The sequence below is a fragment of the Aeromonas sp. 160P genome, from assembly GCF_055193095.1.
Genome location: NZ_JBUXKV010000001.1, coordinates 511245 through 525042, shown reverse-complemented (window position 1 = coordinate 525042; position 13798 = coordinate 511245). Strand labels below are relative to the sequence as shown.

The 13798-nt window shown below is 58.8% G+C and carries 12 protein-coding genes, 1 tRNA gene and 1 pseudogene; 11 read left to right on the top strand and 3 right to left on the bottom strand.

Annotation, left to right across the window (positions count from 1 at the left end; all coding sequences use genetic code 11):
• Positions 1 to 291 precede the first annotated feature (291 nt).
• From ACY8FN_RS02560 to ACY8FN_RS02520, 9 genes are all read left to right on the top strand, one after another.
• Positions 292 to 1623: a glutamine synthetase family protein gene (locus tag ACY8FN_RS02560; protein ID WP_101348319.1), complete on the top strand. Its 1332-nt coding sequence runs from the start codon at positions 292 to 294 to the stop codon at positions 1621 to 1623.
• Positions 1624 to 1907: 284 nt separating this feature from the next.
• Positions 1908 to 3269: an aspartate aminotransferase family protein gene (locus ACY8FN_RS02555; protein WP_463099145.1), complete on the top strand. Its 1362-nt coding sequence runs from the start codon at positions 1908 to 1910 to the stop codon at positions 3267 to 3269.
• 53 nt (positions 3270 to 3322) lie between these two features.
• Positions 3323 to 4420, top strand: a complete 1098-nt coding sequence (locus ACY8FN_RS02550; RefSeq protein WP_139720819.1) for a polyamine ABC transporter substrate-binding protein — start codon at positions 3323 to 3325, stop codon at positions 4418 to 4420.
• A gap of 154 nt (positions 4421 to 4574) precedes the next feature.
• Positions 4575 to 5624, top strand: coding sequence for a polyamine ABC transporter substrate-binding protein (locus tag ACY8FN_RS02545; RefSeq protein ID WP_463101122.1), 1050 nt, complete (start codon positions 4575 to 4577; stop codon positions 5622 to 5624).
• Positions 5625 to 5702: 78 nt separating this feature from the next.
• The gene (gene potA, locus ACY8FN_RS02540) at positions 5703 to 6857 is read left to right on the top strand and encodes a polyamine ABC transporter ATP-binding protein (protein ID WP_101326469.1); all 1155 of its coding nucleotides are present in this window, start codon (positions 5703 to 5705) and stop codon (positions 6855 to 6857) included.
• Positions 6854 to 7759 carry an ABC transporter permease subunit gene (locus tag ACY8FN_RS02535; protein WP_139720750.1) on the top strand — a complete coding sequence of 302 codons (906 nt, stop codon included), beginning with the start codon at positions 6854 to 6856 and terminating at the stop codon, positions 7757 to 7759. Before potA ends, ACY8FN_RS02535 begins: the two co-directional genes overlap by 4 nt.
• A complete protein-coding gene (locus ACY8FN_RS02530; protein ID WP_414731112.1) occupies positions 7756 to 8601 on the top strand; it encodes an ABC transporter permease subunit in 846 nt (281 codons plus the stop codon). Before ACY8FN_RS02535 ends, ACY8FN_RS02530 begins: the two co-directional genes overlap by 4 nt.
• Positions 8602 to 8646: 45 nt before the next feature.
• A complete protein-coding gene (locus ACY8FN_RS02525) occupies positions 8647 to 9351 on the top strand; it encodes an MOSC domain-containing protein (protein ID WP_463099144.1) in 705 nt (234 codons plus the stop codon).
• Positions 9352 to 9507: 156 nt separating this feature from the next.
• Positions 9508 to 9584, top strand: a tRNA-Pro gene (locus ACY8FN_RS02520).
• Positions 9585 to 10141: 557 nt separating this feature from the next.
• On the opposite strand, the gene ACY8FN_RS02515 is transcribed toward ACY8FN_RS02520, so the two are convergent.
• On the bottom strand, positions 10142 to 10669 hold the full coding sequence (locus ACY8FN_RS02515) for an AbiTii domain-containing protein (RefSeq protein ID WP_101326464.1): 528 nt from the start codon (positions 10667 to 10669) through the stop codon (positions 10142 to 10144).
• A 123-nt stretch (positions 10670 to 10792) separates the two neighbouring features.
• On the bottom strand, positions 10793 to 11257 hold the full coding sequence (locus ACY8FN_RS02510) for a thioesterase family protein (protein ID WP_162515577.1): 465 nt from the start codon (positions 11255 to 11257) through the stop codon (positions 10793 to 10795).
• 133 nt (positions 11258 to 11390) lie between these two features.
• On the opposite strand from ACY8FN_RS02510, the gene recQ reads away from it, so the two are divergent.
• On the top strand, positions 11391 to 13226 hold the full coding sequence (gene recQ / locus ACY8FN_RS02505) for an ATP-dependent DNA helicase RecQ (RefSeq protein ID WP_101348315.1): 1836 nt from the start codon (positions 11391 to 11393) through the stop codon (positions 13224 to 13226).
• Between the two features lie 6 nt (positions 13227 to 13232).
• Positions 13233 to 13370, top strand: a pseudogene (locus tag ACY8FN_RS02500) (HRDC domain-containing protein); the annotation flags it as partial.
• 91 nt (positions 13371 to 13461) lie between these two features.
• Here the strand turns inward: ACY8FN_RS02500 and ACY8FN_RS02495 are convergent.
• On the bottom strand, positions 13462 to 13764 hold the full coding sequence (locus ACY8FN_RS02495) for a c-type cytochrome (RefSeq protein WP_005340687.1): 303 nt from the start codon (positions 13762 to 13764) through the stop codon (positions 13462 to 13464).
• Between the last annotated feature and the right edge of the window lie 34 nt (positions 13765 to 13798).

Below are 13798 nucleotides of genomic sequence, written 5' to 3'. Positions count from 1 at the left end.
ATTCTGGCGGGGAATTGAGCAGATTTTGCCCTCCGGCACCCCGGGTGTTGGCATCCGCTTTGCAGTTAATGGCGTGGTGGTTTAACACCCGCTCGGGCGGACAGTATGTGTTTAGTATTTGGTGCCGACCTGGTCATTATATGCGCCGTTATTTATAGTTTTTTAAACACGCCCGCTTGACATTGTCCTTGATGGCGGGCTTTTATGGTGATATTGATTACAATTTTATAACAAGGGTGTTCCATATATTAGACACCCTTGCCAATGGCAACCGTAAAGTCGGGGTTTAACATGGACAGTATCAAAGGCTGGATGGAGAGCAATCGCATCACGGAAGTGGAGTGCCTGTTCCCGGATTTCACCGGCAATGCCCGGGGCAAAATCATCCCAGCCAACAAGTTTTTGCGCGAGGGGGGCATGCGACTGCCCGAGGTGATTTTCACCCAGACGGTGACCGGTGAATATCCGGATGATGACAGCATGATCGACCCGCTGGAGCGGGACATGCAGCTCTATCCCGACCCCAACACCATCCGTTTTGTCCCCTGGGCGCTGGAGCCCACTGCGCAGGTTATCCACGACTGTTTTGACATCAACGGCAAGCTGATCGACATAGCGCCGCGCTCAGTGCTGCGTCGGGTTCTGTCATTTTACGAGAAGCAGGGCTGGAAGCCGGTGGTGGCTCCCGAGCTGGAATTCTATCTGGTCAAGCGCAACGAAGACCCCGATTATCCATTGGTGCCGCCGATCGGTCGCAACGGTCGCCCGGAGACTGCCCGCCAGTCGTTCAGTATCGATGCGGTCAACGAGTTCGACCCGATTTTTGAAGACATGTATGACTATTGCGAGGCGCAGGAGCTGGAGGTTGACACCCTGATCCACGAGTCGGGTGCCGCCCAGATGGAGATCAACTTCCTGCATGGTGATGCCATCGATCTGGCGGATCAGGTGTTCCTGTTCAAGCGCACCATGCGTGAAGCGGCCCACAAGCACGGTATCTATGCCACCTTCATGGCCAAGCCGATGAGCGATGAGCCGGGCTCCGCCATGCACATCCACCAAAGCCTGGAAGATGCGAATGGTCGCAACCTGTTTGGTACCGATAGCGGCGGCAACAGCGAGCAGTTCATGCACTTTATCGCCGGTCTGCAGAAATACACCCCGGCGGTGACGGCGTTATTGGCCCCCAACGTCAACTCCTACCGCCGCCTCACCTTCGGCGAGAGTGCGCCGCGCAACGTCCAGTGGGGCGTAGAGAACCGCACCTGCGGCCTGCGGGTGCCCTTCTCCGACCCGAGTGCCCGTCGGGTGGAAAACCGCTTTGCCGGTGCCGATGCCAACCCCTATCTGGCACTGGCCGCCACTCTGGCCTGCGGCTACCTCGGCATGATGGAGAAGCTGGAGCCGCTGCCGGAGATGAAGTCCAGTGCTTACGAGCTGCCCTATAGCCTGCCCCGTTCGCTGGAGGAGGCGCTCAGTCATCTCGAGCAGTGCGAACCCATCAAGGAGATGCTGGGTGAGCGCTTTATCCGTGCCTTCGTTGCGGTAAAACGCAAAGAGTATGAAACCTACTTCGGGGTGATCAGTCGTTGGGAGCGGGAGTTCCTGCTGCTCAACGTCTGATCCCGGGGCGTGCCAGCCCCTGTAACGGAGAGGCCAGAGTCGGCCTCTCCGGTCCCCGTATCTAAGACACCGGAAACGAGTCAGGTGGCGGCATGCCACCTGTGAGTGGCTGCGAACGTGCCAGTCCGCCTAAATATTTGACGCCAGAATCCTGCTAAATCGAAGGCGCAGGGAAGCAATACATGCAGCTGACACCCGTGAGTGGCAGTGACTGCGGATATGCCAGCCCTCCTGATGAATTGACAAAATAATCCTGCTAAATCGAAGGAACCGAGGAGCAATACATGCAGCAGACAACCCGTGAGTGGCAACAGCTGGATGCCAGCCACCACCTGCACCCCTTTACCGACTTTCAGGCCCTGAACAAGAAGGGCTCGCGCATCATCACCAAGGCCAGCGGCGTTTATCTGGAAGATTCCGACGGCCACCGCATTCTCGACGGCATGGCGGGCCTGTGGTGCGTCAACATGGGCTATGGCCGACAAGAGCTGGTGGATGCAGCCACCCGTCAGATGCAGCAGTTGCCTTACTACAACTTGTTCTTCCAGACCGCTCACCCGCCGGTGATCGAGCTGGCGACCCTGCTGGCCGAGGTGACCCCTGCTCATCTCAACCGTGTTTTCTTTACCGGCTCCGGTTCCGAGTGCAACGACACCGTGCTACGGATGGTGCGCCACTACTGGGCCAGCAAGGGTCAGCCTGACAAACAGGTGATCATCAGCCGCCACAACGCCTACCACGGCTCCACCGTGGCCGGTGCCAGTCTCGGTGGCATGAAGGGGATGCATGCCCAGGGTGGCCTGCCCATTCCCGGCATAGTGCACATCGACCAGCCTTATCACTTCGGTGAGGGACTGGGGATGAGCGCCCACGAGTTCGGGCTGGAGCGGGCCCGTCAGCTGGAGCAGAAGATTCTGGAGCTAGGGGTGGACAAGGTGGCCGCCTTTATCGGCGAGCCGATCCAGGGGGCGGGTGGCGTCATCATTCCGCCTGACAGCTACTGGCCGGAGATCCAGCGCATCTGCGATCACTACGGCATTTTGCTGATCGCCGACGAGGTTATCTGCGGCTTTGGCCGCACCGGCCACTGGTTTGCCAGCGAAGGATTTGGCATCAAGCCGGATCTGATGTGTCTGGCCAAGGGGATCACCTCCGGCTACCTGCCGCTCGGCGCCGTCATGGTGAGCGATCGGGTTGCCAAGGGGCTGGTGGAGGAGGGGGGCGAGTTCAACCACGGCTTCACCTACTCGGGCCATCCGGTCTCCTGCGCCGTGGCGGTGGCTAACATCCAGCTTATGCAGAAAGAGAGCATAGTTAAGCGAGTGCATGATACCATTGGCCCCTATTTGCAGCGCCGCTGGGCTGAGTTGGCCGATCATCCGCTGGTGGGGGAAACCCGTGGCCGCGGGTTGGTGGCCGCGCTGGAAATCGTCCAGGACAAGCAGACCAACCAGCGTTTTCCGGCTCAGGCAAATGCGGGGATGACTTGCCGGGAGTTCTGCTTTAACAATGGCTTGGTGATGAGGGCGGTAGGCGATACCATGATCATATCGCCCCCCTTGGTCATCACCGAGGAACAGGTTGATGAATTGGTCGATCTGGCCAGGCGCAGTCTGGATCTGACAGCCGCAAAGCTGAAAGGTTGAGGTGGGTCGGGCAGGTTGGCATGCGCATACAATTTGCTTAGGAGACAAGGATGATGTCTTTCAAAACAGGAGTGATCGCGGCCTCCGTGGCGCTGGTCATGGCAAGTACCGGAGCAATGGCTGAAGAGAAGGTGCTGCACGTCTACAACTGGAGCGACTATATCGCGCCGGATACCCTGGATAACTTCCAGAAAGAGACAGGCATCAAGGTGGTCTATGACGTGTTCGACAGCAACGAGGTGCTGGAAGCCAAGTTGCTGGCGGGTAGCTCGGGTTACGACATTGTGGTGCCATCCAACCCCTTCCTGGCCAAGCAGATCAAGGCGGGCGTGTTCCAGAAACTGGACAAGTCCAAGCTCTCCAACTGGCAAAATATGGACCCCAACCTGCTCAAGGCGCTCGAGCCGAGCGATCCGGGCAACCAGTACTCCATTCCCTATCTGTGGGGCACCATCGGCTATGCCTACAACGCCGAGAAGGTTAAGGCCGTGCTGGGTGCCGATGCCCCGGTCAACTCCTGGGATCTGGTGTTCAAGCCGGAGAACATGGCCAAGCTGAAAGAGTGCGGCGTCTCCTTCCTCGATTCGCCGACCGAAATGCTGCCGGCCGCCCTGCAATATCTGGGCTTCAAACCGGATAGCCAGAAACCGGACGAGTTGAAGCAAGCCGAGGCGCTGTTCCTCTCCATCCGCCCTTATACCGCCTATTTCCACTCCTCCAAGTACATTTCGGATCTGGCCAACGGCAACCTCTGCGTCGCGGTCGGTTACTCCGGTGACTTGCAGCAGTCCAAGGCGCGGGCGGCAGAGGCCAACAACGGCGTCGCGCTGACCTACACCATTCCGAAAGAGGGGGCAGGCAGCTTCTTTGACATGCTCGCCATCCCGGCGGATGCCAAGAACGCCGAGGCGGCACACACCTTCATCAACTATCTGATGAAGCCGGAGGTAATTGCCAGTATCACCAACGTGGTGCAGTTCCCGAACGGCAACAAGGCCGCCACCCCGCTGGTGGATGAGGCGATCCGCACCGATCCGGGTATCTACCCCGATGCGGCGACCCTGCAGAAGATCTACACCTTCCCGGATCTGCCGGCCAAGGTGCAGCGGGTGATGACCCGTAGCTGGACCAAGATCAAGTCTGGCAAGTAAGTGACGAGTGCCCCTCCCGGTCCGCGGTTCGGCCGGGAGGATAGTGATGCCATCCAACTGGATGGGCCGCGCGAATGGATGCGCAGACGGTTAACCACTGAACAGGAGAACTGACCCCGTGAACACAACCAAGTCGATAACCCTCGCGCTGACCATGGGATTGGTGAGTGCCGCTCAGGCGGAGCCTGTGTTGCACTTCTACAACTGGTCTGACTATATCGGCGAAACCACTCTCAGCGATTTCCAGCAGGCAACCGGGATCAAGACCGTCTATGACGTGTTTGACTCCAACGAAACCCTGGAAGGCAAATTGCTGACGGGGCGGACCGGTTACGATTTGGTGGTGCCCTCCAACAATTTTCTGGCCAAGCAGATCCAGGCTGGAGCCTTCCAGAAGCTGGATAAATCCCTGCTGCCCAACATGGCCAACCTGGATCCCGTGCTGCTCAAGCAGCTCGACAAGGTGGATCCGGGTCATCAGTACGCGGTGCCCTATCTGTGGGGCACCAACGGCATCGGCTACAACGTCGACAAAATCAAGGCGGTGCTGGGGGTCGACAAGATTGACTCCTGGGCCACTATCTTCGAACCGGAAAACATGGCGAAACTCTCTCGCTGCGGCGTCGCTTTCCTCGACTCTGCCGACGAGATGATCCCTGCCGCCCTCAACTACCTCGGACTCGATCCCAACAGTCATGCGACGGGGGATATCAAGCAGGCCGAGGCGCTGCTGCTCAAGGTGCGGCCCTATGTGGCCTACTTCCACTCCTCCAAATACATCGGCGATCTCGCCAATGGCGACATCTGCGTGGCGGCCGGTTTTTCCGGCGACATCCTGCAAGCCGCTGCCCGCGCCGATGAAGCTGGCAAGGGAGTCAAGATCGCCTACAGCATTCCGAAGGAGGGGAGCAATCTGTGGTTCGACATGATGGCGATCCCGTCCGATGCCACCAATGTCAAAGAGGCGCACGCCCTCATCAACTACGTCCTCCAGCCAGAGGTGATCGCCAAGGTCAGCGACTATGTGGGCTACGCGAATCCCAATGCCCGGGCGGGCGAGTTCATGGCGGAGGCGGTGCGCAACGATGAGGGGGTGTATCCGCCTCAGGCCGTGCTCGAGCGTCTCTATGTGCAGCAAGCACATCCTCGCTCGGTACAGCGTTTAATCACCCGGAGTTGGACCAAGATCAAGTCCGGTACCTAACCTTGGTGCCCGTTCGGGGGTGCCAAATCGCTTTTATGGATCGGCCACGAGGTCGGTATCACGTTGGAGAGTTTGGTAATGGCGATAGCCTCCAGTGCCTATAAGAAAGCCCTCGAGGGCAGTCAGCAGCGCAAAGAAGTGCTGGTGAAAATTGATCGGGTAAGCAAGCAGTTCGATGAAACGCTGGCGGTCGATAACGTATCCCTCAACATCCACAAGGGGGAGATCTTCGCCCTGCTGGGGGGGTCCGGTTCCGGTAAATCGACCCTGCTGCGGATGCTGGCCGGTTTCGAGCGCCCGACCGAGGGGCGGCTGTTCCTCGACGGGGTCGACATCACCGACATGCCGCCTTACGAGCGTCCCATCAACATGATGTTTCAGTCCTACGCCCTGTTTCCCCATATGACGGTGGCGCAGAACATTGCCTTTGGTCTCAAGCAGGATGGCCTGCCCAGAGCCGAGATCGATGCCCGGGTGGAGGAGATGCTCAAGCTGGTGCAGATGACCCAATATGCCCGTCGCAAGCCGCATCAGCTATCCGGTGGTCAACGCCAGCGGGTAGCGCTGGCCCGTTCGCTGGCCAAGCGCCCCAAGTTGCTGCTGCTCGATGAACCCATGGGAGCGCTCGACAAGAAGCTGCGCTCCAAGATGCAGCTGGAGCTGGTGGAGATCATCGAGCGGGTCGGGGTTACCTGTGTCATGGTGACCCACGATCAGGAAGAGGCGATGACCATGGCGGAGCGGATCGCCATCATGCACCTCGGCTGTATCGAGCAGATCGGCAGCCCGATGGATATCTACGAGACTCCGGCCAGTCGGTTGGTGTGCGAGTTCATCGGTAACGTCAACCTGTTCGACGGCCTGCTGGTGGAAGATGAGCAGGACCACGCCATCATCGCCTGCGCCGATCTGGATCAGCCCATCTATGTGGGCCACGGCATCAGCTCCCGCGCCGAGAACAAGAAGGTGACTTACGCCCTGCGGCCAGAAAAATTGCTGATGAGTCTGCAAAAGCCGGAGGAGATCGAGCACCCGGACTTCAACTGGACCACGGGTGAGGTCTATGACATCGCCTATCTGGGCGGTCACTCGGTTTATCACATCAAGTTGCCTTCGGGCAAAATCGTTCAGGCTTTCATCGCCAACGCCGAACGCCACGGCAAGCGGCCAACCTGGGATGACCAGGTGTTCCTCTATTGGGAAGATGACAGCGGCGTGGTGCTGCAATCATGACGTTCGTGCAACAACTGAAGCGGGTCGGGGGGCGCCGACTGGTGATCGGCATCCCCTTCTTCTGGCTGTTCCTCTTCTTCCTGCTGCCCTTCATCATTGTGGTGAAGATCAGTTTCGCCGAAGCGGATGTGGCGATCCCGCCCTACACCGACGTGGTGAGCTGGGCCGACAATCAGCTCACCATCCTGCTCAATATGGGCAACTACCTGCTGCTGCAGGAGGATGATCTCTACATCGCCGCCTATCTGGGCTCCCTCAAGATGGCGTTCATCAGCACCTTGCTCTGCCTGTTGATCGGCTATCCGATGGCCTACTCCATCGCGCGGGCCAACAAGGAGACCCAGACTGTGTTGCTGCTGCTGATCATGATGCCGACCTGGACCGCCATTCTGATCCGGGTCTATGCGTGGATGGGGATCCTCAGCAACAACGGCCTGCTCAACAGCTTCTTGCTGGGGATCGGGGTGATCGACGAGCCGCTGCAGATCCTCAACACCAATCTGGCGGTCTATATCGGCATCGTTTACTCCTACCTGCCGTTCATGGTGCTGCCGCTCTACGCCAATCTGGTCAAACATGACCAGAGCCTGCTGGAGGCAGCCTCCGACCTTGGCGCCCGCAACCTGACCCGGTTCTGGCAGATCACCGTGCCCCTTTCGAAGAACGGCATTATCGCTGGCTGCATGCTGGTGTTTATCCCGGTAGTCGGGGAGTTCGTTATCCCGGAAATGCTGGGTGGCCCGGAGACACTGATGATCGGCAAAGTGCTGTGGCAGGAGTTCTTCAACAACCGTGACTGGCCGGTAGCGTCTGCGCTGGCGGTGGTGATGCTGGCGGTGCTGATCATTCCGATCATCCTGTTCAACCGTAATCAGGCCAAAGAGCTGGAGGGCAAGGCATGATGAGACGTTTCGGTTTTGCCAAACTGATGCTCTGGCTGGGGCTGCTGTTTATCTACCTGCCCATGGTCATCATGGTGATCTACTCCTTCAACTCCTCCAAGCTGGTGACGGTGTGGGGTGGCTGGTCGCTCAAGTGGTACTTCGGCCTGCTCGACAACAAACAGCTGATTGGGTCTGTGTTCCGCTCGCTGGAGATCGCCTTTTACACCGCGATCGCCGCAGTGGCGCTGGGGACGGTGGCCGCCTTCGTGCTGACCCGGATCCCTCACTTCCGTGGCCGTACCCTGTTTGGCGGCATGGTCACGGCACCGCTGGTAATGCCCGAGGTGATCACCGGTCTGTCGCTGCTGCTGCTGTTCGTGGCGATGGCCCAGTTGGTGGGCTGGCCCGCCGAGCGGGGCATGCTGACCATCTGGATCGCGCACACCACCTTCTGCACCGCCTACGTGGCGATCGTGGTGTCGGCGCGGTTGCGAGAGCTGGATCTCTCCATCGAGGAGGCGGCGATGGATCTCGGCGCCAAGCCGTGGAAGGTGTTCTTCCTGATCACCATCCCGATGATCGCCCCCTCGCTGGCGGCAGGCGGCATGATGTCGTTCGCTCTGTCGCTCGATGATCTGGTGCTGGCGAGCTTCGTCTCCGGCCCAGGCTCCACCACGCTGCCGATGGAGGTCTTCTCGGCGGTGCGACTCGGCGTGAAACCGGAGATCAACGCGGTGGCCAGTCTGATCCTGCTGTCGGTATCGCTGTTTACCTTCGGTAGCTGGTATCTGATGGCCAGGTCGGAGAAGCGTCGTCGCGCCGAGATCGCCATGACTATCCAGATGCAGGCCGTGGTCTGACGTCATGATAAGATCCGCCTACTCTCGTCAACCTGGAGGATGAGTATGCGGATCTCCCTTTTTAGCGGTCGCGGCACCGAGTTGGTGCCCGGCCTCACCAGCGCCATTCACAAGCAACCGATCTCTGCGCCAGTTCGCTGTACCTTTGCTGGTTTGGAAGGGGATGAACAGTGTGACCAGCGCCACCACGGTGGCCCGGATCGGGCGCTCCACTACTATCCGGCCGATCACTATCTCTGGTGGCAGACTTGGCAAACCGCGCTGGGCTTGCCTGCGCCACGTACCCCCTGGCAACCTGCCGCCTTTGGCGAGAATCTCTCCGGCCTTGGGCTGACCGAGGCGCAAGCCTGCATCGGCGATGTCTATCGGCTCGGTGAGGCGCTGATCCAGATCAGCCAGCCGAGATCCCCCTGCTTCAAGCTCAACCAGCGCGTTGGCTATGGCCAGCTGTCGCAGGTGATGCAGCTCAATGGCCGCTGTGGCTGGCTGCTGCGGGTGCTGGAGGAGGGCATGATAGCGCCAGAAGCGACCATGGAGCTGGTGGATAGACCCTATCCCGAACTGACGGTGAAGCGCACGGCGGACATCCTGTTTAATCAGGTGCGCAACGAAGCCGACCTGCTGTTGCTGCTGGAAAATCCGGCCCTCTCCCCCAACTGGCGCCAGCATGCAGCCGACTGGCTGGAGCATGGCACTGTGGTGGACTGGCAGCGTCGCTTGCTGGGACCTGAGTCGATGCGGTTAGGTTGAGTCCTGGATGCCAGTATGTCACCGTCAGGATACCGCAGGGTAAACAGGCTGATCCGGCGTGTGCTTGGTGAGCATCTGGTCGCTTTTTTCTGAGCTAAATGCAGAAAAGACTTGTGTCAGCACGGTCCTTTCGGTAAATTCCCGTCCCGCAGACATCGGTGTGTAGCGCAGCTTGGTAGCGCACTTCGTTCGGGACGAAGGGGTCGGAGGTTCGAATCCTCTCACACCGACCAAATTTGAAAAGGCCGCTCAATAGAGCGGCCTTTTTGCATCTGCTTTTTACCGTTTTTTACCATTTCCCCTGCTGACCTGCCGATAGCCCAAGACTCTACGAGCAATGATTGTCCGTTAGTGTTGTGGGTTCATGGCGCGGGGCGCCAGACTTTGCTTATCCGCTATCCGCTATCCGCTATCCGCTATCCGCTATCCGCTATCCGCTATCCGCTATCCGCTATCCGCTATCCGCTATCCGCTATCCGCTATCCGCTATCCGCTATCTGCTATCCGCCATCCGTTTCAGATTGCGATGGCAACCCACTTTTTCTCGGTAGGGCGGGATAGAGGGGCGATAAGTTGGTGGGATATGGAATGAATGGTGAACGGTTGGGTTATAAGCAGAGGGGGCTTATTGTGCATGGGGCTGTCGATAGTGGGGGGGGCTGCGGACATTAAAAGGGCCACCGCTCGGTGGCCCATCGGTGGAGTCTGATCCTGACTCCGGCACTCTAAATTGTGGCAATCTCGCTATGGGTCTTGTCTATGGTGCCCTCCTTGCGCGCCAGGCGCTTACTCAAATATGCCAGTGCTGATGCCGCAATGCCTTGAAACTGTGTTGAGGCAGCAAGGCTGCGTGCTTGGGGTACTCACTAATGAAATGCTCTATTCCCTCCATCAGTTGTGCACGTAATGAACTCACTGGCTCATGCCAGGCTTGCAGGCATAAATGGCCGGGGATCAACTGCTCCTGATAATCTTCCAGCAGTTGCTCTGGCCAGGGTTCAACGCCGGAATCGCGTTGCAGTAAATAGTGGGCGGCGGGTTCACGGGCATAAATGAACTGAATTTGGGCCATATCGCGTTGGCATAGCGTTTGACTGTTGATATGACAGGTCAAATATTTTCCCGTTTTCAGATCCAAAAAATGTCCGCGTTGCCGACAGGGGACGATGCGATACCAAGGCAGGGGTGAGGAGAGAGAATACCCCTCAAGCTCCTGTTCCAACCAGTGGCGACACTCGGGTGTCTGCACCTCGTTGAGCATGTACTCGAGCTGTGTCAACAAGGTTCTGGATGGTTTGATCGCCAGTTTCGCACTCATCGCCTGCAATTCCCCTCTGCACACAATCCCGACTATGAGTATGGACCTTGTTCGGCCAGAGGGGGTAAGGAATCGAATGATTAAAAGTGGATTAGCAGCACGGTTTTTATGCACTAATTTGGTTCAACCCACCAGATAGGTCCCGGTGCCGAAGGCGATGTGGGTGCCCTCTTCGTTGTGCAGCTCCATCCGGGCGACGGCGACCTTGCTGCCAGCGCGAATGATGTGGGCGGTGGCGATAAACTCGTTGCCGCGACCGGGTCGCAGATAATCCACTCGCAGATCTATGGTGCCGAGGCAGGAGAAGCGCTCCTTGAGATAGCTGGGAGAGAAATCCTCCAGATCATCAATGCAGGAGGCGGCGACTATCATGCCGCCCGCCACATCCAGCAGGCTGGCGGTGACACCGCCGTGCAAGATATTGTGAAAGGGATTGCCGATCAGCTTGTCATCCATCTTGATGCGCAGTTCCACCTTGTCGAAGTCGTAGTGGGTCACCTGCATGCCGATCAACTTGTTGAACGGCATCCGCTCTGCGAACAGATTGGCAATGCCACTGAGCGCCATCTTCTTCAACATCTGTTTCATTCTTTGATACCGATCCCTGTCATCAAAGCCGAGTAAAAACTCCAGCTAGTCTGCAACAGTTCCTTAACAGTCGCAATGGCTGGTTTATTGTGAGCGGCGGCTGCTTTAGAATGGCGACCCCAAAGGAGAGCCCATGACCGCGATTGCCGAAATCCTGCAAGATTCTCAGCCAGAGAGCCCGCTTGCCCTGCTGCAGGCGGTCTTCGGCTACCAGCAATTTCGGCCGGGCCAGCTGGAGATTATCGAGCAGATAGTGGCGGGGCGTGATGCCATGGTGCTCAAGCCCACCGGTGGTGGCAAGTCACTCTGCTTCCAGATCCCGGCGCTGCTGCGGCCTGGGCTCGGGGTGGTGGTCTCTCCGCTGATCTCCCTGATGAAGGATCAGGTTGATAGCCTGCGCGCCAACGGCGTGGCGGCGGTCTACATCAACTCGGCCCTGAGCAGGGAGGAGATGATCCAGAACTTTGCCGCCATGCGGCGTGGCGAGATCAAGCTGCTCTATGTCTCCCCCGAGCGACTGTTGCAGCATGAGTTTATGGATCGGTTGGCCGAGCTGCCGCTCGGGCTGTTCGCCATTGACGAGGCTCACTGCGTCTCCCAGTGGGGCCACGATTTTCGGCCGGAGTATGCGGCGCTGGGGCGGCTCAAGCAGTGGTTCCCGCAGGTGCCGGTGGTGGCACTCACCGCGACCGCCGACGAGGCGACCCGCAGCGACATGCTGCACCGGTTGGAACTCAACGATCCCTTCATCCACACCGCCAGCTTCGATCGCCCCAATATCCGCTACAGCCTGGTGGAGAAGTTCAAAGCGGCTGAACAGCTGCTGCGCTACGTGCAGAGCCAGAAGGGCAACTGTGGCATCGTCTACTGCTCCAGTCGCAATCGGGTGGAGGAGGTGGCCGAGCGGTTATCTCGCCACGGCTGCAAGGCGGCGCCCTATCATGCGGGGCTGCCGCTCGAGCAGCGCCAGCAGACCCAGGATGCCTTCCTCAAGGATGATGTCGAGATCGTGGTGGCGACGGTGGCGTTTGGCATGGGCATCGACAAGCCCAATGTGCGCTTCGTGGTGCACTACGACATTCCGAAGAACATCGAATCCTACTATCAGGAGACCGGTCGCGCTGGCCGTGATGGCACCCCCGCCGAGGCGCTGCTGCTGTACGATCCCGCCGATATCGGCCGGGTGCGGCGGCTGCTCGACAACATCGAGAATCCCCAGCAGTTGCAGGTGGAGCAGTACAAGCTCAACGTGATGGCGGCCTTTGCCGAGGCGCAGACTTGCCGCCGTCAGGTGCTGCTCAACTATTTCGGCGAGTACAACGACAAGCCGTGTGGCAACTGCGATATCTGTCTCGATCCGCCCAAGAGCTATGACGGCACCGAAGATGCCCAGAAGGCGCTCTCCTGCGTCTGGCGGGTGGGTCAGAATTTCGGGGTGGGCTATGTGGTGGAGGTGCTGCGCGGCTCGCTCAACCAGCGCATCAAGGATCATGGCCACGACAAGCTTTCGACCTATGGCATCGGCAAGGATCAGAGCCACGAATACTGGATGAGCGTGATCCGCCAGTTGATCCACAAGGGGCTGCTGACCCAGAACATCACCCGCAATCTGGTGCTGCAGCTGACCGAAGCGGCCCGCCCCGTGCTGCGCGGCGAGACCAAACTTGAGCTGGCGGTGCCCCGCTTGCAGCCTATCTCCAGCCGCAAGGAGAAGCGCAACGGTCTGCTCGACAACGCCAACTACGACAAGCGGCTGTTCAAGGAGCTGCGCGGCCTGCGCAAGCAGATCGCCGAGGACGAAGAAGTGCCGCCCTACGTGGTATTCAACGATGCGACCCTGGTGGAGATGGCTCAGCTGATGCCGATGACCGAGGACGAGATGCTGGCCATCAACGGTGTCGGCCACCGCAAGCTGGAACGCTTCGGCGAAGCCTTTATGGACCTTATCATCGACTACTGCCGCAGGTAGATAGTAACTCGGGTGGAGATGGGATCAGCGGCGATGCCTATGACCGAAGACGAGATGCTGGCTATCAATGGCGTCGGCCACCGCAAGCTGGAACGCTTCGGTGAAGCCTTTATGGACCTTATCATCGACTACTGCCGACGCTAGGGTCGATTTGGCAGCCTAATCGACCGCAAAAGGCGGAGGCTTGTTTGACGATGTGGCAGGGTGAGGCGCCCGTTAGCCGGGCGCAGTCAGGTTACTTCAGGCTGGCGTAGAATGCCGCCAGATTGTCGATATCCGCATCGGTCAGCGGCGCCATGAAGGGGTCCATCAAGGGCTCTTTGCGAGTGCCATCCTTGAAGGCTTTCAACTGTTTCACCAGATAGGCGGCATTTTGACCCGCCAGATGGGGATAGTTGGGGATCATCGCCTTGCCTTCCACGCCGTGACAGGCGGCACAGACCGCTGCCTTGGCTTTGCCGGCCTCGATATCCGCAGCCTTGGCCTGATGACCCCACGCCAGTGCCAGCAAGGGCAGGGCATATACCCATTTTTGCATCTTCTTCTCCTTGAATTGAAAAATGATGGTTGCC

Bases quoted from the DNA above. Each gene is read 5' to 3' on its own strand.
- ACY8FN_RS02560 (WP_101348319.1), top strand. From the start codon at position 292: ATGGACAGTATCAAAGGCTGGATGGAGAGCAATCGCATCACGGAAGTG.
- ACY8FN_RS02555 (WP_463099145.1), top strand. From the start codon at position 1,908: ATGCAGCAGACAACCCGTGAGTGGCAACAGCTGGATGCCAGCCACCAC.
- ACY8FN_RS02550 (WP_139720819.1), top strand. From the start codon at position 3,323: ATGTCTTTCAAAACAGGAGTGATCGCGGCCTCCGTGGCGCTGGTCATG.
- ACY8FN_RS02545 (WP_463101122.1), top strand. From the start codon at position 4,575: ATGGGATTGGTGAGTGCCGCTCAGGCGGAGCCTGTGTTGCACTTCTAC.
- potA (WP_101326469.1), top strand. From the start codon at position 5,703: ATGGCGATAGCCTCCAGTGCCTATAAGAAAGCCCTCGAGGGCAGTCAG.
- ACY8FN_RS02535 (WP_139720750.1), top strand. From the start codon at position 6,854: ATGACGTTCGTGCAACAACTGAAGCGGGTCGGGGGGCGCCGACTGGTG.
- ACY8FN_RS02530 (WP_414731112.1), top strand. From the start codon at position 7,756: ATGATGAGACGTTTCGGTTTTGCCAAACTGATGCTCTGGCTGGGGCTG.
- ACY8FN_RS02525 (WP_463099144.1), top strand. From the start codon at position 8,647: ATGCGGATCTCCCTTTTTAGCGGTCGCGGCACCGAGTTGGTGCCCGGC.
- ACY8FN_RS02515 (WP_101326464.1), bottom strand. From the start codon at position 10,669: ATGAGTGCGAAACTGGCGATCAAACCATCCAGAACCTTGTTGACACAG.
- ACY8FN_RS02510 (WP_162515577.1), bottom strand. From the start codon at position 11,257: ATGAAACAGATGTTGAAGAAGATGGCGCTCAGTGGCATTGCCAATCTG.
- recQ (WP_101348315.1), top strand. From the start codon at position 11,391: ATGACCGCGATTGCCGAAATCCTGCAAGATTCTCAGCCAGAGAGCCCG.
- ACY8FN_RS02495 (WP_005340687.1), bottom strand. From the start codon at position 13,764: ATGCAAAAATGGGTATATGCCCTGCCCTTGCTGGCACTGGCGTGGGGT.